Source organism: Curtobacterium sp. MCLR17_042, assembly GCF_003234695.1.
GTDB lineage: Bacteria > Actinomycetota > Actinomycetes > Actinomycetales > Microbacteriaceae > Curtobacterium > Curtobacterium flaccumfaciens.
Genome location: NZ_QKTD01000003.1, coordinates 138,174 through 160,001, shown reverse-complemented (window position 1 = coordinate 160,001; position 21,828 = coordinate 138,174). Strand labels below are relative to the sequence as shown.

23 protein-coding genes are annotated in these 21,828 nt (G+C 71.7%); 13 read left to right on the top strand and 10 right to left on the bottom strand.

All coding sequences use genetic code 11. The features are described from left to right. Positions 1-34: 34 nt before the first annotated feature. The 5 genes from rpoB to DEJ02_RS05110 form a co-directional block, all read right to left on the bottom strand. Positions 35-3,523 carry a DNA-directed RNA polymerase subunit beta gene (rpoB, locus tag DEJ02_RS05130; protein WP_111023275.1) on the bottom strand — a complete coding sequence of 1,163 codons (3,489 nt, stop codon included), beginning with the start codon at positions 3,521-3,523 and terminating at the stop codon, positions 35-37. A gap of 402 nt (positions 3,524-3,925) precedes the next feature. Then, positions 3,926-4,579 carry a hypothetical protein gene (locus tag DEJ02_RS05125; RefSeq protein WP_111032234.1) on the bottom strand — a complete coding sequence of 218 codons (654 nt, stop codon included), beginning with the start codon at positions 4,577-4,579 and terminating at the stop codon, positions 3,926-3,928. A 329-nt stretch (positions 4,580-4,908) separates the two neighbouring features. Further along, a complete protein-coding gene (locus DEJ02_RS05120; protein ID WP_111032233.1) occupies positions 4,909-5,610 on the bottom strand; it encodes a response regulator transcription factor in 702 nt (233 codons plus the stop codon). Continuing rightward, positions 5,607-6,797 (bottom strand): sensor histidine kinase, encoded by a 1,191-nt coding sequence (locus DEJ02_RS05115; protein ID WP_111032232.1) that lies wholly within the window; start codon positions 6,795-6,797, stop codon positions 5,607-5,609. Before DEJ02_RS05115 ends, DEJ02_RS05120 begins: the two co-directional genes overlap by 4 nt. Further along, on the bottom strand, positions 6,794-7,315 hold the full coding sequence (locus DEJ02_RS05110; RefSeq protein ID WP_111032231.1) for a hypothetical protein: 522 nt from the start codon (positions 7,313-7,315) through the stop codon (positions 6,794-6,796). Before DEJ02_RS05110 ends, DEJ02_RS05115 begins: the two co-directional genes overlap by 4 nt. Before the next feature lie 130 nt (positions 7,316-7,445). On the opposite strand from DEJ02_RS05110, the gene DEJ02_RS05105 reads away from it, so the two are divergent. The 6 genes from DEJ02_RS05105 (at position 7,446) to DEJ02_RS05080 (ending at position 12,859) form a co-directional block, all read left to right on the top strand. Continuing rightward, entirely contained in the window at positions 7,446-8,288 is an 843-nt protein-coding gene (locus DEJ02_RS05105) for a spermidine synthase (protein WP_110863235.1), read from the top strand. A gap of 108 nt (positions 8,289-8,396) precedes the next feature. Next, positions 8,397-9,152 (top strand): DUF308 domain-containing protein, encoded by a 756-nt coding sequence (locus DEJ02_RS05100; RefSeq protein WP_146249217.1) that lies wholly within the window; start codon positions 8,397-8,399, stop codon positions 9,150-9,152. Positions 9,153-9,293: 141 nt separating this feature from the next. Next, a complete protein-coding gene (locus DEJ02_RS05095) occupies positions 9,294-10,124 on the top strand; it encodes a hypothetical protein (RefSeq protein WP_071406181.1) in 831 nt (276 codons plus the stop codon). Further along, on the top strand, positions 10,121-10,612 hold the full coding sequence (locus DEJ02_RS05090) for a SprT-like domain-containing protein (protein WP_111032229.1): 492 nt from the start codon (positions 10,121-10,123) through the stop codon (positions 10,610-10,612). The genes DEJ02_RS05095 and DEJ02_RS05090 overlap by 4 nt, the downstream gene beginning before the upstream one ends. A 47-nt stretch (positions 10,613-10,659) precedes the next feature. Beyond that, on the top strand, positions 10,660-11,355 hold the full coding sequence (locus DEJ02_RS05085) for a CGNR zinc finger domain-containing protein (RefSeq protein ID WP_110859474.1): 696 nt from the start codon (positions 10,660-10,662) through the stop codon (positions 11,353-11,355). A 244-nt stretch (positions 11,356-11,599) separates the two neighbouring features. Further along, the gene (locus DEJ02_RS05080; protein WP_111032228.1) at positions 11,600-12,859 is read left to right on the top strand and encodes an Nramp family divalent metal transporter; all 1,260 of its coding nucleotides are present in this window, start codon (positions 11,600-11,602) and stop codon (positions 12,857-12,859) included. A gap of 30 nt (positions 12,860-12,889) precedes the next feature. Here DEJ02_RS05080 and DEJ02_RS05075 read toward each other — a convergent pair whose 3' ends face one another. Next, positions 12,890-13,192, bottom strand: a complete 303-nt coding sequence (locus DEJ02_RS05075; protein WP_027466755.1) for a DUF427 domain-containing protein — start codon at positions 13,190-13,192, stop codon at positions 12,890-12,892. 42 nt (positions 13,193-13,234) lie between these two features. Next, complete coding sequence (locus DEJ02_RS05070) at positions 13,235-13,840, bottom strand: hypothetical protein (RefSeq protein ID WP_239001361.1); 606 nt, start codon at positions 13,838-13,840, stop codon at positions 13,235-13,237. Positions 13,841-13,931: 91 nt separating this feature from the next. On the opposite strand from DEJ02_RS05070, the gene DEJ02_RS05065 reads away from it, so the two are divergent. The 4 genes from DEJ02_RS05065 (at position 13,932) to DEJ02_RS05050 (ending at position 16,228) form a co-directional block, all read left to right on the top strand. Beyond that, positions 13,932-14,570 (top strand): GNAT family N-acetyltransferase, encoded by a 639-nt coding sequence (locus tag DEJ02_RS05065; protein WP_111023265.1) that lies wholly within the window; start codon positions 13,932-13,934, stop codon positions 14,568-14,570. A 100-nt stretch (positions 14,571-14,670) separates the two neighbouring features. Next, the gene (locus tag DEJ02_RS05060; RefSeq protein ID WP_111032227.1) at positions 14,671-15,153 is read left to right on the top strand and encodes a hypothetical protein; all 483 of its coding nucleotides are present in this window, start codon (positions 14,671-14,673) and stop codon (positions 15,151-15,153) included. A 132-nt stretch (positions 15,154-15,285) separates the two neighbouring features. Then, the gene (locus tag DEJ02_RS05055; RefSeq protein ID WP_111032288.1) at positions 15,286-15,858 is read left to right on the top strand and encodes a DUF1684 domain-containing protein; all 573 of its coding nucleotides are present in this window, start codon (positions 15,286-15,288) and stop codon (positions 15,856-15,858) included. A gap of 10 nt (positions 15,859-15,868) precedes the next feature. Next, the gene (locus tag DEJ02_RS05050) at positions 15,869-16,228 is read left to right on the top strand and encodes a GntR family transcriptional regulator (protein ID WP_258378664.1); all 360 of its coding nucleotides are present in this window, start codon (positions 15,869-15,871) and stop codon (positions 16,226-16,228) included. A gap of 134 nt (positions 16,229-16,362) precedes the next feature. Here the strand turns inward: DEJ02_RS05050 and DEJ02_RS05045 are convergent, their stop codons facing one another. Beyond that, the gene (locus DEJ02_RS05045; protein WP_258378668.1) at positions 16,363-17,190 is read right to left on the bottom strand and encodes an endo alpha-1,4 polygalactosaminidase; all 828 of its coding nucleotides are present in this window, start codon (positions 17,188-17,190) and stop codon (positions 16,363-16,365) included. A 294-nt stretch (positions 17,191-17,484) separates the two neighbouring features. On the opposite strand from DEJ02_RS05045, the gene DEJ02_RS05040 reads away from it, so the two are divergent. Both DEJ02_RS05040 and DEJ02_RS05035 read left to right on the top strand, forming a co-directional pair. Then, on the top strand, positions 17,485-19,095 hold the full coding sequence (locus DEJ02_RS05040; RefSeq protein WP_111032224.1) for a DEAD/DEAH box helicase: 1,611 nt from the start codon (positions 17,485-17,487) through the stop codon (positions 19,093-19,095). A 265-nt stretch (positions 19,096-19,360) separates the two neighbouring features. Next, a complete protein-coding gene (locus DEJ02_RS05035; protein ID WP_027466762.1) occupies positions 19,361-19,564 on the top strand; it encodes a CsbD family protein in 204 nt (67 codons plus the stop codon). Positions 19,565-19,633: 69 nt separating this feature from the next. On the opposite strand, the gene DEJ02_RS05030 is transcribed toward DEJ02_RS05035, so the two are convergent. Continuing rightward, a complete protein-coding gene (locus tag DEJ02_RS05030; RefSeq protein WP_071406188.1) occupies positions 19,634-20,176 on the bottom strand; it encodes an NUDIX hydrolase family protein in 543 nt (180 codons plus the stop codon). A gap of 73 nt (positions 20,177-20,249) precedes the next feature. Here DEJ02_RS05030 and DEJ02_RS05025 point away from each other — a divergent pair, with 73 nt between their 5' ends. Continuing rightward, on the top strand, positions 20,250-20,870 hold the full coding sequence (locus DEJ02_RS05025) for an alpha/beta hydrolase (RefSeq protein WP_111032223.1): 621 nt from the start codon (positions 20,250-20,252) through the stop codon (positions 20,868-20,870). Positions 20,871-21,009: 139 nt separating this feature from the next. On the opposite strand, the gene DEJ02_RS05020 is transcribed toward DEJ02_RS05025, so the two are convergent. Continuing rightward, entirely contained in the window at positions 21,010-21,669 is a 660-nt protein-coding gene (locus DEJ02_RS05020; protein WP_111032222.1) for a PadR family transcriptional regulator, read from the bottom strand. Between the last annotated feature and the right edge of the window lie 159 nt (positions 21,670-21,828).

The window sequence follows — 21,828 nt, the reverse complement described above, 5'->3', positions numbered from 1 at the left end:
TCTTGCTGATTCAGGCTTCGATGTACGGGCGGGATCAGATGTCGTCGACGGAGGACGACTCGAACCGCGAGGAGATGTTGATGCCCAGCTCCTCCGCAGCGCGGAAGACCTCGTCATCGTTGTCGCGCAGGCTGACCGCCTGGCCGTCGGCCGAGAGGACCTCGACGTTCAGGCAGAGCGACTGCATCTCCTTCATGAGGACCTTGAAGGACTCGGGGATGCCGGGTTCCTGGATGTTCTCGCCCTTGACGATCGCCTCGTAGACCTTCACGCGGCCGAGGATGTCGTCGGACTTGATCGTCAGGAGCTCCTGGAGGGCGTAGGCGGCACCGTACGCTTCGAGCGCCCACACCTCCATCTCACCGAATCGCTGTCCACCGAACTGCGCCTTACCACCCAGCGGCTGCTGCGTGATCATCGAGTACGGACCGGTCGAACGCGCGTGGATCTTGTCGTCGACCAGGTGGTGCAGCTTGAGGATGTACATGTAGCCGACCGAGACGGGCTCCGGGAACGGCTCGCCGGAGCGGCCGTCGAAGAGCTGCGCCTTGCCGGACGAGCCGATCAGGCGCTCGCCGTCGCGGTTCGGGAGGGTCGAGTCGAGGAGGCCCTCGATCTCGCGCTCGTACGCACCGTCGAACACCGGGGTTGCGACCTTGGTGCCGGGCTCGGCGCTGTGCGCTGCCTCCGGCAGGTTCTCGGCCCATTCCTGGATGCCCTCGACGTTCCAGCCCTGCTTGGCGAGCCACCCGAGGTGGATCTCGAGCACCTGGCCGAAGTTCATGCGGCCGGGGACGCCGAGCGGGTTGAGGACGATGTCGACGGGGGTGCCGTCGGCGAGGAACGGCATGTCCTCGACCGGGAGGATGGTCGAGATGACGCCCTTGTTGCCGTGACGACCGGCGAGCTTGTCACCCGCGGTGATCTTGCGCTTCTGGGCGATGTAGACGACCACGCGCTGGTTGACACCAGAGCCGAGTTCGTCGTCACCGTCCTGCGAGTCGAACACCTTGACGCCGATGATCGTGCCCTCTTCACCGTGGGGCACCTTGAGCGAGGTGTCGCGGACTTCGCGCGACTTCTCGTTGAAGATGGCACGGAGCAGACGCTCCTCGGCGCTCAGCTCGGTCTCGCCCTTCGGCGTGACCTTGCCGACGAGGATGTCGCCGGGGCGGACCTCGGCACCGATGCGGATGATGCCGCGCTCGTCGAGGTCGGCCAGCAGGTCCGGGCTGACGTTGGGGAGGTCACGGGTGATCTCCTCCTTGCCGAGCTTGGTGTCGCGGGCGTCGACCTCGTACTCCTCGATGTGGATCGAGGAGAGCGTGTCGTCCTTGATGAGGTTCTGCGACAGGATCATCGCGTCCTCGTAGTTGTAGCCCTCCCACGGCATGAACGCGACGAGGAGGTTCTTGCCGAGCGCGAGCTCGCCGTTCTCCGTCGCGGGACCGTCGGCGATGACCTCGCCCTGCTCCACGCGCTCGCCTGCGGAGACGATGACGCGGTGGTTGTAGCTCGTGCCCTGGTTGGAGCGGTCGAACTTGCGCAGGTAGTAGGTCTGCGTGCCGCCCTCGTCGAGCTGCAGGGTGACGGCGTCGGCCGAGACCTCGGAGACGACACCGGCCTTGTCGGCGGTGACGACGTCGCCGGCGTCGATGGCCGTGTAGCCCTCCATGCCGGTACCGACGAGCGGCGACTCGGAACGGAGCAGCGGGACGGCCTGACGCTGCATGTTCGCACCCATCAGGGCGCGGTTCGCGTCGTCGTGCTCGAGGAACGGGATGAGCGACGTCGCGACCGACACCATCTGGCGCGGGGAGACGTCCATGTAGTCGACCTCGTCCTTGGCGACGAGTTCGACCTCGCCACCCTTCTTGCGGACGAGCACCTTGTCGTCGGCGAAGTGGAAGTCGTTCGTCAGCGGGGCGTTGGCCTGCGCGACGACGAACTCGTCCTCTTCCGAAGCGGTGAGGTAGTCGATGGTCTTCGTGACCTCGCCGTTGACGACGCGACGGTACGGGGTCTCGATGAAGCCGAAGGAGTTGATCCGACCGAACGACGCGAGCGAACCGATCAGGCCGATGTTCGGGCCTTCCGGGGTCTCGATCGGGCACATGCGGCCGTAGTGCGACGGGTGGACGTCACGGACCTCGACGCCGGCACGCTCACGGGACAGACCACCCGGGCCGAGGGCCGAGAGACGACGCTTGTGCGTCAGGCCCGCGAGCGGGTTGTTCTGGTCCATGAACTGCGACAGCTGGGACGTTCCGAAGAACTCCTTGATCGCGGCGACGACCGGACGCACGTTGATGAGCGTCTGGGGCGTGATCGCCTCGATGTCCTGCGTGGTCATGCGCTCGCGGACGACGCGCTCCATGCGGGACAGACCCGTGCGGACCTGGTTCTGGATGAGTTCGCCGACGGCGCGGATGCGACGGTTGCCGAAGTGGTCGATGTCGTCCACGTCGAGGCGCAGCTGCACCGGCTCGCCGTCACGGACGCCGTCGATCGTGGTGCGCTCAGCGTGCAGCGACACCAGGTACTTGATCGTCGCGACGATGTCCTTGACGGTGAGCACCGAGTCGGACAGCGGGGCGTCCATGCCGAGCTTGCGGTTGACCTTGTAGCGGCCGACCTTCGCCAGGTCGTAGCGCTTCGGGTTGAAGTAGAAGTTGTCGAGGAGCGCACGCGCGGCCTCGGCAGCGACCTGCTCGCCGGGACGGAGCTTGCGGTAGATGTCCTTGAGCGCCTCTTCCTTCGTGAGGACGGCGTCCTTCTCGAGGGTCGACTCGATCGACGCGAAGCCCTGGAACTCGTCCATGATCTCTTCGCTCGTCAGGCCGAGGGCCTTGAGGAAGACGGTCACGGACTGCTTGCGCTTGCGGTCGATGCGCACGCCCACCTGGTCGCGCTTGTCGATCTCGAACTCGAGCCAGGCACCACGCGACGGGATGATCCGCGCCGAGTAGATGTCCTTGTCGGAGGTCTTCTCCTGCTGGCGCTCGAAGTACACGCCGGGCGAACGGACGAGCTGCGACACGACGACGCGCTCGGTGCCGTTGATGATGAACGTGCCGCGCTCGGTCATGAGCGGGAAGTCACCCATGAAGACCGTCTGCGTCTTGATCTCACCCGTCATGTGGTTCATGAACTCGGCGTTGACGTACAGCGGAGCGGCGTAGGTCTTGCCGCGCTCCTTGCAGTCATCGATCGAGTACTTCGGGTCTTCGAGCTCCGGCGCGGTGAACGAGAGCTGCATGGTCTCGCCGAGGTCCTCGATCGGGGAGATCTCCTCGAAGATCTCCTCGAGCCCCGAGTGCAGTGCGAGGTCGGTACGACCCTGCTCCTGCCCTTCGGCGAGGCGGGCCTTCCAGACGTCGTTGCCGACGAGCCAGTCGAAGCTCTCCGTCTGGAGTGCGAGCAGATCAGGAACCGTGAGGGTGTCCGTGATCTTGGCGAACGAGAGTCGCGAGTGGTTGCGACCGTTCTTGGGGTTGGTGGATGCGTTGGGCGCAGCAGCCAAGGGTGTGACCTCCGGTAGGCCCCGTCGGGCCGACACTGACGAGCAGTGTGTAGGTGAGTGGATTGATCGCTCGGCGAACCCTGAGATGCAAGCCCTGCGACCACGCCGACGCGTGCCTTGACGCGGAACGTCGGTGCACGTGTGGGATGATCTCCGTGAGCGGTACCCGCCGCCATATACGGGTCCGGCTGCACCAGGGCGAGATGAGTTTCTGTCTCAGAACTCTGCGTCGACCGCAATATGACGACACGGATGCCAGGGAGCGCGAACTGTCATCATAGTTCGCTCCGTGGCGCGCTGTCCAGTCCCGGCTTGACCGGATTCGGCAGTGGCGTGTATAAGCCGCCACACGCCGCTTCCATTCCCGTGCTCAGCCGGGTCCGTGCTCAGCCGGCACCCTGCTCAGCCCAGGCGCTCGCGCTCGACGTGATCCGCGCCTCCCGGCCCTCCCGGCAGTCCGGCCAGCGCACGGAACGCGTCCTCCGGGCGACGCGTGCGGACGAACGTGACCCGGCCCCGGTCGTCCGTGAGCTCGATCCCGAGCCCCGGCGTGAGGATGAGCGCACGCTCGCCGCGACGGATCCGCAGGCCGACACCGCCGTAGGTGGCCGCGTCCGCCTCGACCAGGCGGACGTCGGTGATCCGCCGGCGCGGGATGCGCCGCGGCGGGAGCGGACGGAAGTGCAGGGTCACGTGCCGCTCGGTGACGGTGAACCCGGCCCGGGCGAGCAGGAGCAGCGACCCGAGGGCGACGGCGAGCAGGGCCGGCACCAGCAGGGCGACCTCCGGCGCGTCCCCGGGCCAGCCGAGCACGGCGGCGGACAGGCCGGCACCGCCGAGGAGCAGCGCCGTGCCGACGACCCGCATCCAGGTCGGTGCCGTCTCGCGGTCGGCGTGGAACGGCAGAGAGGCGCGGAACGGCAGGGCGGCGCTGGACGGATGGGCGGCACGGGACGGCCGGGAGGCCCGGATCACCCGGGTGGGTCGGGTCCCGGACCGGCGCGTGTCCGGGGTGGCGAGGCGTGCGGTGGGCACGCTCATGGTGTCGGCGGTCATGACGGAGGTCTCCTGCGGCGGATCAGCAGTGGTGCACTCGTCATCGGGTGCGGTGCGTTCGACGGCCAGCGCGCGCGGGTGGCCGGAGGGGTGGCACGCAGCAGCACGCCGACGGCGCGCACGCTCGAGCGGTGGGGGCGCTCACGGGCACGTCGTGGTCACGGTGTCCGGGCGGACGCGTGGTGTGTGGGGCACACACGCATCGACGCTCTGGCGTCGTGACGACAGGCGTCAACGGTACGCAACGAGTCTTGGCGTCCGCTGGTCGTCCATGTGTACGCATTCACGTGTCCGCAGTGCGTCGCCCGGGGACGACGGGGTGCGGACGGTCAGCGCAGGACGCGGGCGACGGCCTCGGCGCGGGTCCGGACCCCGAGCTTCGCGAAGACCTGGTTCACGTACGACTTCACGGTGGGCACCGTCAGGAACAGCTCGGCGGCGATCTGCGGATTCGTCCGGCCGTCCGCGATCCGCTCGAGGACGTCCACTTCGCGCGGGGTGAGCTCCGGGAACCGCGCACCGAGCGACGGACCGGGATCGGGATCGGGATCGGGCGACGCAGGCGCAGGCGCCGCGGAACCAGCAGCGACACCGTTGCCTGCACCGGCACCACCGGCGAGGCGCGCCACCAGCCGCGCCCCCACGGTCGCGTCGAAGGTCGACTGCCCGGCGGCCACCGCACGCACCGCGGTCGCGATCTCCGCGCGCCCGGCGTCCTTCGTCAGGTAGCCGCGCGCTCCCGCCCGCAGCGCAGTGACGATGGAGTCGTCGTCGGCGTAGGTCGTCAGCACCAGGACCGCGACCCCGGGGTGCTCGGCGACGATCCGCGCGGTGGCGGTCGGTCCGTCGACCCCCGGCATCCGCAGGTCCATCAGGACGACGTCGGGCACGTGCCGGCCGACGGCGGCGATCGCCTCGGCACCGTCCGCCGCCTGCCCGACGACCTGCAGGTCGGGCACGAGTGACAGCACCGTCACCAGGCCGTCGCGGACGATGGCCTGGTCGTCGACCACGAGCACCCGGATGGTCACGAGCGGTCGTCCTCGGCGACCGGAGCCCGGACGTCGACGGGCAGGTGCATGGCGACGACGAACTCGTCGTCGGAACGCTCGGCCTCCACCGTGGCCTCGCTGCCGAGTTCCGCGAACCGCTCGCGCATCCCGAGCACCCCCTGCCCGCCGCTCGGCAGCGGGTTGGCCACGACGACGTCCACGGCGTCGCCGTCCCGGATCACGGACAGGGACACGGGGCGGCCGGGAGCGTGCCTGCGGGCGTTGCTGAGGGCCTCCCGGACGACCTGGACCACGGCGGCACGGTGGGCGTCGTCGAGGACCGCGAGGGTCGCGTCACCCTGCACGACGACCTCGCCGCCGAACGAACGGTGCGCGTCGAGCAGGGCCGTCAGGCCCGACGCGTGGTCGGCGGACGGACTGGAGGCACGGGTCGGCTCCGGCTGGCCGGGCTGCGGTTCGTCGCGGAGCGCGTGCACCGCACGCCGCGCCTCGGCCAGGCCGTCCGCGGCCAGCGCGCGGGCCTCGCCGGCACGGCGGGTGGCCTCGTCGACGCGACCGGCCTCGAGCAGGGCCTCGACCGCGTCGAGCTGCAGGACCAGGCCGCCGAGCGAGTGGGCGAGCACGTCGTGGATGTCCCGGGACGCCCGCGACCGGTCGGCGAGGAGCCGTGCGCGCTGCTGCTGCCGCTCGGTCTCGCGAGCCTGCGCCGTCGTGATCCGGACCTGCCGACGACTGAAGCCGACGAGCACGCCGAGCAGCAGCCCGACGCTCACGCCGAGGACGAACTGCACCGACGTCTGCTCGAGCGTCGCGGTGACGGCCACCACCACGACGGCGGCGAGCGCGGCGACCGCGGCCGTCCAGACCGGCAGACGCAGGTCTGCGCCGAGGATGACGAGCCCGACGATCACCGGGACCACCAGCAGCGAGTCGGTCGGCACCACGGCGAGCGATCCGGCGGCGATCATCACGCCGGCTGCGGCGACGAGGACGCGGGGCGTGCGTGCCGCTTCGCGGACGGCCCAGGCGGCGAGCGCCACGGCCCCGACGGCCCAGACCCACGCGGGGTGGTGGAGCAGGAGGCCGTTCCGGACGAACCAGAACGCGACGACGGCGATCCCGACGGCGTTGAGTCCCCAGGAGAGCACCGAGGCGGACCGGACCCCGGCGGGGTCGGTCCGGTCCGGGTCGGTCGGCAGGCTCACCGCACCATCATGCCGCGGCGGGCGGCCGCCGACCGGTCGCCGCCGCGGGGGATGCGCTGGTCGACGACCAGGGCACGGGCTGCACGGTTCAGGGCGAGCACGAGCAGGATCGTGCCGGTCGAGGTGAGCAGGTGCGCGCCGAGGTGGCCGCCGAGGACGTCGAGTCCAATGCGGGCGGCGATCAGGACGATCCAGAGCGCGGCGCCGAGCCACCCGGTGCGGGACTGCAGCGTGCGGCCCTTGTCGTCCGGCGTCGTGACCGTGCGGAACCGGGTCATGGCCCCCATCGCGAGGCCGACGGCGACGGTGAGCAGGGCCTCGAGGCCGAGGAACACGACGTCGGTGGTGGTGACGGTCGCCGTGGTCTGTGCGAGGACGACCACGCCGACGATCGCCATCACGAGCGGTCCCCGCCAGATGCGCGCCGGGTCGAGGTACCGCCAGGTCGCCTGCCGGTAGGCCAGGAGGCCGACGAGGGCGAGGCCGATGAGCACGTTCGCGAGGAGCTGGACCGACATGGTGTGCCTTTCGAGGTGGTCCGGCGGAGTGTTCCGACCGGTGACATCAGCCTCGTTCCGGGCGCTCCGCGGGCACACCAACCAGGGGTGGGGACGCGGGTGGTGATCGCGGTGGTGTTCCATTGACGGCATGGCTGATGCGTTCGACGGGTTCCGGATCGGTGCGGGGTACTCGGTGGTGGAGCCGGACCGGCACCGACCGGGGTCCTTCACCCTGGTGGTGGACGGCACCCCGCAGTCGCACGTGGACCTCGAGGACCCGACCCACCTGGCGTTCGAGTACATCCGGCGGATCGGGCACGCGATCGACCTGCTGCCGGACGGCCCGATCACGGCACTGCACCTGGGCGCCGGCGCCCTCACCCTGCCCCGCTACGTCGCGGTGACCCGTCCGGGTTCGCGGCAGCAGGTGATCGAGCTCGAGCGCGACCTGGTCGAGCACGTGCGCGAGGCTCTGCCGTTCCCCCGCGGCGCCTCGATCCGGGTGCGGTACGGCGACGCCCGGGAGGTCCTCGGCAAGCTGCCCGCCGGACTCCGCGGCACCGTGGACCTGGCGGTGGTGGACGTCTTCGGCGGTTCGCAGATCCCCGCCCACGTGACGAGCGTCGAGTTCTACCGTGAGGTCGCAGCGTTCCTGTCGCCGACGGGCATCGTCGCGGTGAACGTGGCCGACGGCGCCGGGTTGGCGTTCGCCCGCGGGCAGGCGTCGACGCTGCAGTCGGTGCTGCCGTCGGTCGCCGCGGTCGCGGACACCGGCATGCTCAAGGGCCGGCGGTTCGGGAACATCGTGCTGCTCGGGTCGCCGACCGACCTGCCGGTGGCGGACATGCCGAGGCGGTACTCGTCCGACCCGATGCCGGCGAAGGTCGTGCACGGTGCGGAGCTCAAGGCGTTCATCGCCGGGGCGCCGATCGTCACCGACCAGACGGCGGTCGCGTCGCCGGAGCCGAACCGGAGCGTGTTCGGGGGCTGATGCCCGCCCAGGGCCTCGCCGGGGACGGACTTCGGACACTCGGCGGGTCCGGCTGTCAGGATGGTCTGAACGACCGCGCAGGTGCGCGACCGAGCGATGGGAACCCTGATGACGAACGACGACCGGAACGACCAGGACCGGACGGGCGACGGCCAGGCGCCGCGCTGGGGCGACGCCCCGCAGCAGCAGCCCGACGCCGATGCCCCGCGGTACGGCGAGCGGGTGGACCCGGCGCCGACCTCGACCCCGCAGTACGGCGAGCAGTACGGGCAGGGCCAGCAGCAGTACGGGCAGGGTCAGCAGTACGGCCAGCCGAACGGCGAGCAGCAGTACGGCCAGCCGTCGAGCACGCCGAGCTGGAACGACCAGCAGCGCCACGACCAGCACCACGACCAGCAGCCGTACGCCGCCGCGCCCGCGCACGCCGGTGCCCCGGCCTGGCAGAGCCACGACGAGCCGAAGCCCAAGAAGAAGACCCTCGGTGTCGTGGCGTTCTTCCTCGGACTCGCCGCGCTCGTCATCGGCGTCATCGGCGGGTACGTGATGGGGTCGGCGCTCGCCAACAGCGACGCGATCAACAACCTCGTACCGAGCAGCGGTGCGACCCCGGACCAGCAGGAGCTGCAGCGTCAGCTCATGAACGACCCGGCCGTCATCTCGCAGATCGGTGTCGGTGCGGTGATCGCCGGCGTCGCCGCGATCCTCGGGCTCTGGGCGCTCGTGCAGGGCATCATCGCCGCCGTGACCAAGCGTGGTCGCGGCTGGGGCATCTTCGCGATCATCCTGGCCGTCGTGGCCACGATCGCGACGCTGGTCACCTACGTCGGCGTGGCTGCTGCCGCCGCGGTGGCCGCCAACTCCTGATCGACCACTCGGAACGACCCGTCGTGCTCCGGCACGGCGGGCCGTTCGTCGTCCCGAGGGGCACGCGTGCACGGCCGCACCCGCGCAACCTGAGCGCGTCGCACCGACCGCTCCCGGGAGACCGCGGCTACCCTCGAACCGATGTCCCTCCCGCCCGACGACCGCCAGCAGCCCGACCTGTCCGACCGTTCCCGCGAACCGCGCCACGCGGCTCCCGTGACGGCCGGAGTCAGCCCGGGCAGCACCTTCGCGCCCATCAGCCTGCGACCCGCGGTCGACGTCGACGCCGTGCACCAGCGGCTCCGTGACCTCGGCCAGAGCCGCAGCACCGACGCCCTCGCCGAACGGGCCGAACTCCTCCGCCTGCTCGGTCGACTGGACGAGTCGCTCGTCATCGCGGAAGAGGTGTTCCGCCTGGCGATGTTCACCGGGGAGCGCCAGGACAAGGTCGCCGCGCGGATCCGTCGTGCGCACGTCCTGCACGACCTCGGGCGGCACGACCGCGCCGCCACCGAGGCCGCCATGGCCCGCGACACCGCCGCCACCGAGGAGTGGCCCGAACTCGAGGGCGCCGCAGCCGAGATCGAGGGCTGGTCGCTGTTCGAGAACGACCGATTCGACGAGGCCCGCGCCGCACTCTCGCGGGCGTACCAGGCCTTCCGGCAAGCGGGGGCGCCGTCCGAGCGCACCGACGCGTTGCGCACCGCGGTCGAGGCCGCCATGCGGGCCTCGATCACCAACCCGGCGGAACCGTCCGACAAGCCACGGACCGCCCGCGAGGTCGCCGCCCGCCGTGCCGAGGACGAGGAACCCACCACCCGCGTCGCCGAGCCGGTGAAGCAGGTCCCGCCGATCCGCCGCCGCGTGCTCGGTGCGCCCGACGCCGCACGGACCGAGGCCGACGACATCTGGGGCCGGATCGCGGCCCGGGCAGCGAAGAAGGGCCAGGCCGACCCGCGCGCCGAGCAGTGACCGCGCTCGAGACCGTCCGGCTCCGCGCCGAAGCGCTCATCGCCGAACACCTCGGTGCCGGCACGTGGGCGTTCGGCTTCGACCACGCCAAGACGCGCGCCGGTCAGTGCGACTTCGCGCGGAAGCGGATCACGGTGAGTCGTCACCTGGCCACCCGGTTCTCCGACGACGACGTCGAGCAGGTCCTGCTGCACGAGGTCGCGCACGCCCTCGCCGGTGCCCGGGCGGCACACGGACCGAAGTGGAAGCGCACGGCCGCGGCGATCGGGTACACCGGTTCCCGGCTGCACGACGGGCCGATCGCCAGCGAGCTCGCCCCCTGGATCGGCACCTGCCCCGCGGGGCACGAGCACTTCCGGTACCGCACGCCCACCCGTCCCCTGGCCTGTGCCCGCTGTTCCCGGCGCTTCGATGCCCGGAACGTCATCACGTGGCGGCGCCGGACCGCTGACGACGACGCGGCCATGATGGCATCGACTACCGCATGAGGGTCCCGACGCACGGAGGCGCGCCGGTAACCCGTTAGCCTGGGCGGATGCACACGGGGCAGCACATCCGCACGGACGCCGGTTCCTCCTGGTTCTTCGACGCCGGACGGATCGCGCTCGACTTCGCGCACACGGGTGGCTTCGCCGACGACCCCGCCGGACGCCGTCCGCGATCGCAGCTCGGCGAGCTGCTCGCGAGCCCGGCCGACCTGGACGAGTGGCTCAGCGAGCACACCGAGCCGATCGACGTCGGTGCCAGCGCGCGCGAGCTGCAGGACGCCCGGGCCCTGCGTGCCGCGATCGCCCGGCTCGCCGTGGCCGCCGCCCCCGCGCCGGCGAGCACCGCCGCGGAACGCACCGCCGTGGCGGCGGGCCTGCGTGCCGGGGCCGGCCGCACGCGCCCCGCGCCAGACGACATCGACACCGTCAACCTGTTCGCCGCCCTGCCGGACGTGCCCCCGAGCCTCCCTGGTGGCCGACGCCGTGCCGGAGCGAACCGGGTCCGCCTGGCGCAGGCCCTGTCGAGCGTCGCGCGCGACGCCGTCGCGCTCTTCACCGAGGTCGGCTTCGACGACGTCGAGGCCGACGGCCGGCCGACGCGGCTGAGCCGGTGCTCGGCCGAGGACTGCGGCCTGGTGTTCTACGACTCGTCGCGCGGTGGGACCCGACGCTGGTGCTCGATGCAGCGGTGCGGCAACCGGGCGAAGGTCCGGGCGCACCGCGCCCGCCGCGCCGCGGAGTGACCACGAGCTGAGCACGGCGTGACCACTGTCCGTGGCCGCGCCGACGGGCCGTACGTCCGCCCTCCGCGAGCGGTCAGGACACCCCGCTCACCTCCGGCGAGCGGTCACCAACCGTCGGCTGGCGGCATCCCAGCCGACCGATCACGACCACCCGAAACACGCACCCACGAGTGGCAACCGGCGAGCACCACGAAACGACGAAGAAAAAGATTCGGTGTGCCGAATTCTCTGGCAGGATCGGTGCATGACCGACACTGCCAGCCCCCGGCTCGACGAGCACCCATCCGGTGCCCCGCGTCGCCGCGCAGCCGGGCTCACCCTGCTCGGACCGGCGTTCGTCGCGGCCATCGCGTACGTCGACCCGGGCAACGTCGCCGCCAACCTGACGGCCGGCGCCGAGTACGGGTACCTGCTCCTCTGGGTGCTCGTGGCGGCGAACGCCAGCGCCGTGGTGGTGCAGTACCTGTCCGCCAAGCTCGGGGTGGTGACGGGCAAGTCGCTGCCCGAGCACCTCGGCCTGCGGATGCGGCGCACCCCCCGCCTGCTGTTCTGGGGCCAGGCCGAGATCGTCGCCGCCGCGACCGACATCGCCGAGGTCATCGGCGGCGCGCTGGCGCTCTACCTGCTCTTCGGTCTGCCGCTCGTGGTCGGCGGGATCATCACCGGGCTCGTCTCGATGCTCCTGCTGACCCTGCACAGCCGCCGGGGCACGCGACTGTTCGAGACCGTGGTGACGGCGATGCTCGCGATCCTGACGGTGGGCTTCTGTGCCGGGCTGCTGTTCGCCCGGGTGTCTCCGGCCGACCTGGTCGCCGGGCTCGTGCCGCGGTTCGAGGGCTCCGGGTCGGTGCTGCTGGCGGCCTCGATGCTCGGCGCGACCGTGATGCCGCACGCGGTGTACCTGCACTCGGCGCTCGCCCGGGACCGCCACGGGGACGTCCCCGCCGGGCCGGAGCGTCGCCGGGTGCTCGTCGCGACCCGGTGGGACGTCGGCCTCGCGCTGATCGTCGCGGGCGGGGTGAACATCGCGATGCTCGTCCTCGCCGCGGCCACCCTGCCGGGCGTCGAGGGCACCGACTCCATCCCCGGTGCACAGCGCGCCATCGCCGAGAACGTCGGCCCGGTCGTCGGGGTGCTCTTCGCCGTGGGCCTGCTCGCGTCCGGCCTGGCCTCGACCTCGGTGGGCTGCATGGCCGGCGCGGAGATCATGAAGGGCCTGCTGCACGTGCGGATCCCGCTCGTGGCCCGGCGCGCGATCACCCTGGTGCCGGCGATCGTCCTGCTCGCGCTGAACATCGACGCGACGATGCTGCTCGTCGTCAGCCAGGTGGTGCTGAGCTTCGGGATCGCCTTCGCGATCGTGCCCCTGGTGGTCTACACGTCGCGACGGAGCGTGATGGGGACCGACGTGAACGCCGCGACCACCCGCGTGGTGGCGTGGGTGATCGCAGCGGTCATCGTGGCGCTCAACGTCGCGCTGGTCGTGCTCACCCTGACCGGCTGAGTCGCAGCCGGTCAGGGTGACGGGCGGTCGTCACTCGACGACCTGGACGTCCTTCCAGAACGCGACGTAGCCCGAGTAGTCCTTGCCGACGCGGTCGAACGACGACGGGATCGGCGTCGGGTACGACCACGCGCGGTCCTGCAGCGCCTGTCCGTCGACGTTCACCGTGAAGTACTGGGTGTCGCCCTTCCACGGGCAGTGGTACTGGGTGGGGCTCTCGGTGAAGAGCTCGGTCTTCACGCTCGACGGCGGGAAGTACCAGTTGCCCTCGATCTTGATGAGGTCCTCTTCGGGGGCCTCCGCGATCACCGTGTCGCCGACGACTGCCTTCATGGCGTTGCTCCTTCGCTCGCTGGTTCCGTGACGGGGCGAACGCTACGCGCGCTCCCCCGATTCCCGCAGGACGGGCAGGTCCGGCCCCGCGGCGAGCGCCGCGTGCACGTCGTCACGGCTCAGGACGGCGGCTCCCTCGGATGCGCTGACCAGGTGCCGCACGGCACGGCGCAGCCCCGTGTACGCCGCGCAGGCCGCAGCGGCCTCGGGTGAGGTGTGGTCGATGCCGACCTCGGTGAGCGCGTCGACGACGGCTCCGGCGGCGAGCAGGTCCTCGACGGCGAAGTCGGGTGCGTCGGCCACGTCGACGGACTCCCCCGCCGCCTCGGCCGCGTCGTCGAGGGCTGCGGTGTGGTGCAGCCCGGCGGCCACGATCGCGACGACGCACCGGTCCCCGCGTGCGGCCTGGAGGCCCGTCACGCGTTCCGCGACCGCCGCCGCGTTGCCGAGGTGGCCGAGCACGACCTCCGGACCCTGCGGCAGCTGGGCGGTCACGTTCCGCAGCGCGCGGCGCTGTGCTGCGGCGTCGGGGGTCGGCGGCAGGGCGTCGACCCAGACGAGCAGGTGGGTGCCGTGGGCGATCCGTGCCGCACCTCCGGGACCCCACGCGAACCGGACCTGGTACTTCTCCTGGGTGCGTTCTGCCACGTCCGTCACGATAGCCGCCCGGGCGATGCTGTCCTTCTCCACAGGGTCGCCGTCCGACCGGGTTCCACCAGGGTCGCCAACCCTAGGATGCATGGTCATGGAGATCGCCCCCGTACCCACCCTGACCGGCGACCGTGTGACGCTCGAGCCCCTCGGGCAGGAGCACGCGGAAGACCTGCGGGCGGCGGTCGCGGACGGCGATCTGTGGCGCACCTGGTACACCTCCGTGCCCGCCCCGGCACAGGTCGAGGCCGAGATCGACCGGCGGCTCGCCGAGCACGAGGCCGGACGCATGGTGCCCTTCGCCGTGCGCGACCGCCCGACCGGCCGGGTGGTGGGGGCGACGACCTTCATGAACATCGACCCGGGCAACCGCCACGTCGAGATCGGCAGCACGTTCCTGGCCCGGTCCGCGCAGCGCTCGGGGATCAACACCGAGTCGAAGCTGCTCATGCTGTCGCACGCGTTCGAGGCCTGGCAGTGCATCGCGGTCGAGTTCCGCACCCACTGGCACAACCTGCAGTCCCGGGCGGCCATCGCGGGCCTCGGCGCCAAGCAGGACGGCGTCCTCCGGAACCACGCGATCGGCCGTGACGGCACGCTGCGCGACACCGTCGTGTTCTCGGTCATCGCGTCGGAGTGGCCGGCCGTGCGGCTCGGACTGGCCGAGCGGCTCCGGCGGCACGACCGCGCCGAGGGGTCCCGCCGCCGGTCGGCCCGGCACGCCTAAAGCGTCGCGCCTGCGTCGTCGCGCCTGCGTCGTCGCCGCCTGCGTGGTCGCCCAGCGGGCCACGGCGCACCGTCCAGCCCGCGGGCGTAGCGTCACCGCCATGCACGTCGGCCTCCGGATCGTCCTCGACGCGCCGGTCGAGGCCGTGCGCGATGCCCTGCTGTCCCCGTCCGTGATGGTGGCGGTGACGAAGCCGTTCCTGGCGTACCGCTCGCGCGACCCCCGGGGGTTCCCGGAGCGCTGGGAGCCGGGACACCCGCACCCGATCACCGCGGACGCCTTCGGGCTGGTGCCGAGCGGCGACACGCACGTCGACCTCGACCTGTACGAGGTCCGGGGAGTACCCGTGCAGCGCGACAACGGCGGCGGCACGTCCGGGTTGTTCGGGCGGATGACGATGTCGCACCGGATGGCCGTCGTCCCCGCGCCGGGTGGCCGGACCCTGCTGCTCGACCGCCTGACCTACCGGATGCGCCCGGCCGTCCTCGGGCTCGCCCTGTGGCCCGGCATGTGGGTCATCTGGCAGTGGCGGGCGTTCCGGATGCGCGCCCTCGCGCCCACCTGGCGGACCGACGGCGAGTGACGCGACGCGGGTCGGGCCTCCCGTCCACCGCGGAGCGGGCGTAGCCTCGACCACGTGAGCCAGACGCGCCCCCAGGAGCCGACGACCGACGACCGCGTGCGCAGCACGCTGGCGACGACGGATTGGCGGCGGATGACGTTCGACCTGTACCGCCGCGTCCGCGCCACCCCGGACCCCCAGACGGCGCACGCGCTCTGGCGCGAGACGCGGGACGCGATGTTCGCGGAGCACCCGGCGTCGCCCCTGCTCGACGCGGACGCTCGCGACTTCGAATCGCTGCCGGTGCCGGACTACGACCCGGCGTGGCGGTTCCAGGTCCGCATCGAGGCCACGGAGCCTGCCGAGTTCGACTTCGAGACCGGCACCGACGGTGTCGTCCACTTCGACCGGCTCGGACTCGTGCGGGTCCCCGGAGTCGGCACGCTCGACGTCTGGAAGCACGGCGGCTACGCGGGCGGGGTGTTCGTCCCGGTCAAGGACGCCAGCGCCGGCAAGGCCCGCGGCACCTACGGCGGCGGGCGCTACCTGCTCGACACCATCAAGGGCTCGGACCTGGGCGGCGACGACCTCGGGTCGCTCGTGCTCGACTTCAACTTCGCCTACAACCCGTCGTGCGCGTACGACCCGGCGTGGGCGTGCCCGCTCGCGCCTCCGGGCAACACCGTGCCGGTCCCGATCCCCGTCGGCGAGCAGTACGACTTCTAGGGTGGAACGCATGACAGGACTCGTCGCCCTCGACGTCGGTGGCCGCGTGCCGCCGTTCGAGCAGGTCCGATCGCAGATCGCCGCACAGATCACCGCCGGGTACCTGGTGGACGGCGAACGGCTGCCGAGCGTCCGTGGGCTGGCGGACGAGCTCGGGCTCGCCGCGGGCACCGTCGCGAAGGCCTACCAGCTGCTCGAGGAGGCCGGGCTCGTGCACACCGCACGGGGCGCCGGTACCCGGGTGGTGCGACCAGCGGCGGTGCCGGACGCCGTGGCCGAGGCCGCTCGTACCCTGGCCGCCGCGGCGCGCTCGGCGGGGCTGTCGGTGGACCAGGCCGCGACCGCGTTGCGCGAGGCCTGGCCGGCGTAGCGGGCGCGGGGCTGGCGCTCTGGCGCTTCCGGGCGTACCTGGTCGTTCCGGGCGTACCCGGTCGGAAGTTCTGACCCGGTACGCCCGATTCGACCAGGCATCGCAGGCGTTCTGGGAAGGAACGTCCCGAGCGCTCAGCAGTGCTCGTACACGTACGCGTCGTCCTTCGGGGTCACCAGGTCGCGGTCGCGCAGGATCGTCATGGCCGGACGGCTCTTCAGCCCGCACACCGACCTCCACGAGCGCTCGAGGGTGCCCGAGTACTCCACGTCGATGACCCGCCCGCCGTAGGCCTTCGTGTACGCGGCGCACTCCCGGTACTGCACGCACTCCTCGGCGACGACGAAGTCGAACCCGGTCTGCTTCCGGCCGGACGCCCCGAGCTGCGGCGTGTTCTTCTGTCCGACGGCCAGGCCGTGCCGGTGCCCCTTGGCGACGAGCGACTTCGCGAGCGCCAGGTTGCCGGCACGGGTGAGCCGCTTGCCGCTCCGGGTCCACGAGTCGAGGTTGTCGAACTCCACCGCGTCGAACCCGCGGTCACCGCAGCGGGCGACGGTCTTCGCGAGCACCTTCGTGATCAGGGCACGCTTGGCCGCGGTCCGGGTGTCGAGGAGCATCTCGTCCGGCCACCCCGGGTCCGAGACCGGCTTGCCCGCGCGGTCGCGGAGGATCGCCGACGGGTACGACTTCTTCCACGTGCGGGCGGCCTCGGGCTGCGTCTGGAACCCGTTGACGTAGCAGATGTTGTACTTGCCCTTCGCCGGGCGGTCGGTGCTGTCGCGCTCGACGATCGTCACGCCGGAGGGCGGGGTGTACCCGCCGCCGAGCTGGTAGTCCACGCGGCCCGAGGTCGGCAGGTTGCGGTAGCTCCCGGCCGCGCTGGTCGTGGCGGCCTCGGCGCAGCCGGCCGTGCCGAGGACGGCCACCAGGGCCATCGCGGTGGTCAACAGGACGGATCGCATGCGCACCCCGGAATCCTCGCACGCGCACGGCGAACGACCCCGCCCTCGCTGTTCCGGGGATGTGCACGCTATGCTGGTCGTACTCGAGGCGCCGATCGCCTCGTGCGTCGTACGGACGCCCCGAACTCCCGACCACCTGTCTCCGGACTCTGGTCGATGATCGAGCACCTCACGAAGGTGCCCAGGCTTCTCTGCTGCGGCGACTGCGCCAGCCACATCCGTTGGCGCGCATCCCGCCCGCGCGCTGCCTCAGAGCGCGCCCACAGCCGGACTGCTCCGGCTCGAAAGGTCACCATGACCACCGAAGACATCCGTTTCTCCGACCTCGGCGTCCCCGCGCCGATGGTCTCCGTCCTCGCCGACCAGGGCAAGGACATGGCGTTCCCCATCCAGGCGGACACCCTCCCGGACTCCCTGCAGGGCAAGGACGTCCTCGGCCGCGGCCGCACCGGCTCCGGCAAGACCATCGCCTTCGCGATCCCGCTCGTCGCCCGCCTCGCCGCCAGCGGCCGCAAGCGCCGCGCCGGCCGCCCCCGCGCCCTGGTGCTCGCACCGACGCGTGAGCTCGCGACGCAGATCGACGTCGCCCTCGCCCCGCTCGCCAAGGCCATGGGCCTCAACACCACGACCATCTTCGGTGGCGTCGGTCAGGGTCGTCAGGTCGACGCCCTGCGCGGCGGCGTCGACGTCGTGGTCGCCTGCCCGGGTCGCCTCGCCGACCTCATGCAGCAGGGTCACGTGAACCTGGGCGACATCGAGGTCACCGTCCTCGACGAGGCCGACCACATGGCCGACATGGGCTTCCTGCCCGGCGTCACCAAGATCATGCAGGCGACGCCCGAGAACGGGCAGCGACTGCTGTTCTCCGCCACGCTCGACAACGGCGTGGACAAGCTCGTCAAGAAGTTCCTGCACAACCCGGTGATGCACTCCGTCGACGAGGCGAACAGCCCCGTCGAGGCGATGACCCACCACCTGTTCGAGGTCGCCGACGCCGACGCGAAGAAGCACCTCGTGAGCGCCCTCGCCTCGGGCAACGGTCGCCGCATCCTCTTCATGCGCACGAAGCACCACGCCAAGCGCCTCGCCAAGCAGCTCAGCAGCCAGGGGATCCCGGCCGTCGACCTGCAGGGCAACCTGTCGCAGGGCGCCCGTGAGCGCAACCTCGCGAAGTTCTCCTCCGGCGAGGCCCTCGTGCTCGTCGCCACCGACGTCGCCGCCCGCGGTGTGCACGTCGACAACGTCGAGCTCGTCGTGCACGTCGACCCGCCCACCGAGCACAAGGCGTACCTGCACCGCTCGGGCCGCACCGCGCGTGCCGGTTCGTCCGGTGACGTCGTCACCGTGACGATGCCCGCCGAGCGTCGCGACGTCGCGCAGATGATGCGTGCAGCCGCGATCAAGGTCACGCCGCAGCACGTCTCGGCGACCTCCCCGGCCGTCACCGCGCTCGTCGGCGAGGTCGCCCCGATCCGCCACGTGGCCGAGGAGCAGCCCACCCAGCAGCGTCAGCCCAAGCAGCGCTCGGCCGAGTCCGCCGGTGACGGCGGCGGTCGTCGCCGTGGTCGCGGCGGTCGGTCGGGAGGCGCGGCGCAGCCCGCGCGCTCCGGTTCGGCTGGCGAGTCCGCCGGTTCGGCCGGGGGCCGTCAGGGCCGTCCGGCCCGTGGCGCACGTTCCGAGGGCGCAGGGCGCTCCGGTGCCGCAGCCGCCGGTTCGACCGGTGGTCGCCGCAGCGGCGGCAACCGCCGCTCGGGCAGCAGCGACGTCGTGCGCGGCGGCTCGTCGGCCGTCTGGTCGTCCGAGGGCGGCTACGCCGCGGGTCGGTCCGGCAACGAGTCGGGCGGCAACCGCCGTGGTGGCTCGCGCCGCGCCTCCCGTCCGGCCGGCGCTGCCGACCGCCACTGACGATCGCGGCCTGACCCACGCGGTCTGACCCGCTCGGCCTGACCCCGTCGGCCTGAGCGCGTCGATGCCCGCAAGACACCGGTGTTCACGTTTCGAACCCCCGCATCCCGGGGTGTGATCCGTGAACACCGGTGTTTTGCGTGAGTGTGGTGGCGAACCTTGGCGGGGGCTGGGGGTGGGGTACTCCACCGGGCGTACGGTCGGCTTCACCGGATGCCGCGCAAGCGGCTGACGGGGAACACGTCCGCTTCTGGAAGGAGTGCCTATGGCTGGCATCGATGACATCAAGAACGCCGCTGAGAAGGCGGCAGGCAAGGTCAAGGAAGCCGCCGGCAACGCGACCGGTAACGACCGCTTGAAGGCCGAAGGCCAGACCGACCAGGGCAAGGCCTCGGCGAAGCAGGGCGTCACCGACGTCAAGGACGCCGCGCACGGCGTCGCCGACAGCTTCAAGGACGACAAGCACTGAAGCCGGTTCGCAACCGCGCTGCGAAGCCCCCGGATCCGATCGGATCCGGGGGCTTCGTCGTGCGTGGGGCTAGTGCAGGGCGCCGACTGATGCCAGACCAGCCCGCAGCAGTGCGCCGCGGCCGCCTTCCATCTCGTCGGCGACGGCGTCGGACGCGGCTTCCATCGGGGTCATCCACGTGAGCTCGAGGGCGTCCTGCCGGGGCTCGCACGTCCCCGTGACGGGGACGACGTACGCCAGCGAGATCGCGTGCTGCCGCTCGTCGGTGTACACCGAGGCGCCGGGCAGCGGGAAGTACTCGGCCACGGTGAACGGCGTCGGGCTCGAGGGCAGCTGCGGGAACGCCATCGGCCCGAGGTCCTTCTCGAGGTGGCGGAACAGCGCGGTGCGGATCGACTCGCCGAACATCACACGACCGGACACCAGGGTGCGGGCGATCGAACCGCTCGGGGAGACCCGCAGCAGCACGCCGACCTCGGTCACGACGCCGAGGCCGTCGGTGCGGACGGGGACCGCCTCGACGTAGCAGATCGGCAGACGACGGCGGACGTTCGCGAGCTCCTCGTCGGACAGCCAGCCGGAGTCGGGATCGGGGGTGCGCAGCGAGGACATGCACCGTGTCTACCAGGGACGGCGGCGAGTTCGGCGGAAGGCGCGGGAGTTGGGGATGGTTAGCGTTGTCCACATGATCGATGCGGACCTGGTGCAGTGGACCCGGAGTACCTCCGACCGGCGGGGCACACCCCTGCTCGTGGCGATGCACGGGGTCGGGTCGAACGAGCACGACTTGCTCGGCCTCGCCCCCGCGCTGCCGCCCGCGTGGACGGTCGCGTCGCTCCGGGCGACGATGCCGTGGGGGCCCGGCTTCAGCTGGTACCCGCTCGGCACGCCCGGCTCCCCCGCGCCCGAGGCGGTGGACGCCGCGACCGTCGAGGTGCTCGACTGGATCGACTCCGTCGCCGCCGACCACCCGCGGATCGGGCTGCTCGGGTTCTCGCAGGGCGGCTCGATGGCGCTCCAGCTGCTGCGCGCCCGGCCCGCGGCGTTCGCGTTCGCGGTGTCGCTGTCGGGGTTCGTCGTGCCGGGTGTCACGGACTCGCGCGACGAGGCCGTGTCGGCCGTGCGGCCGCGGGTGTTCCTCGGGCACGGCGACCTCGACCCGGTGATCCCGCCCGAGGCCACCGCCCGGACGCAGGCGTGGGCCGCAGCGCACACCGACGTGACCGACCGTTCCTACGCGGGCCTGCCGCACGCCGTGTCGACGGCGGAGCTGGTGGACGTGGCCGCCTTCGTCGGCGCGGGGTAGCGCTGCGGAGCGCGCTTCGTGAGCACGAATGGTCGGGTCCGACGTGCGGACCCGACCATTGCTGCTCACGATGTGCGGACGGACTGGAGGCCCGGTGCCAGCTGGCACCGGGCCTCCTGTCCGTCACGGGTGACGTCCGTCAGTCGGCGAGGATCTGGAGCAGGTCCTTGCGGAGCTGGTCCACCTTGGCCGTGGCGGCCTTGGCCTGTTCCTCGGTCGCGGTGCTGCGGTACATCTGCAGGACGCCCATGGTCTTCCGGAGCGCCTCGAAGAACTCGCGCTGGGCGTCCGGGATCCCCGGGGCCCCGTCGAGTGCCGCGGCGATCTCGTCGGCCTTGGCCTCGGTCTCGGCCTTGCCGGCGTCGGTGAGCTCGAAGAGCGTCTTGCGGCCGTCACCCGACGAGACCACGAGGTCTTCGTCGACGAGCTGCTGGAGCGTCGGGTAGACCGAGCCGGGGCTCGGCTTCCAGGCACCACCGGTGCGCTCGGCGATGGTCTTGATCACGGCGTACCCGTTCTGCGGGCCCTCGGCCAGCAGACCGAGGATCGCGAGGCGGACGTCACCGCGGCGACGGCGTTCGCGGCCGAAGCCGGGTCCACCGAAACCGGGGCCGAAGCCCATGCCCGGGCCGAAGCCGGGGCCGAACCCGCGAACACCGAAGCCGCGGCCGCCGTGGTCGTGGTCACCGCGGTCACGGCCGGGGAAGCCGGCGCCGTGGTGCTGCCGCGCGCCGCCGAAGCGGGGGCCGCGCGGGTGGTGGTTGCTGTCGTTGTCGTTGTCGTTGTGCATGGGGCGCATGAGGAGTCCTTTCGTCGTGCTGAGTCGGCTCGCGACCGGTCTGACCTGATCGCCTTCGTCGTATCGCGATGTGTTTACGATAGATCGGTAACTATCGCTCTGTCAAGGGGTACGTGCGCTCGGCCTGCTGTCGGTGGTGGCGGGCAGGATGGGACGGAC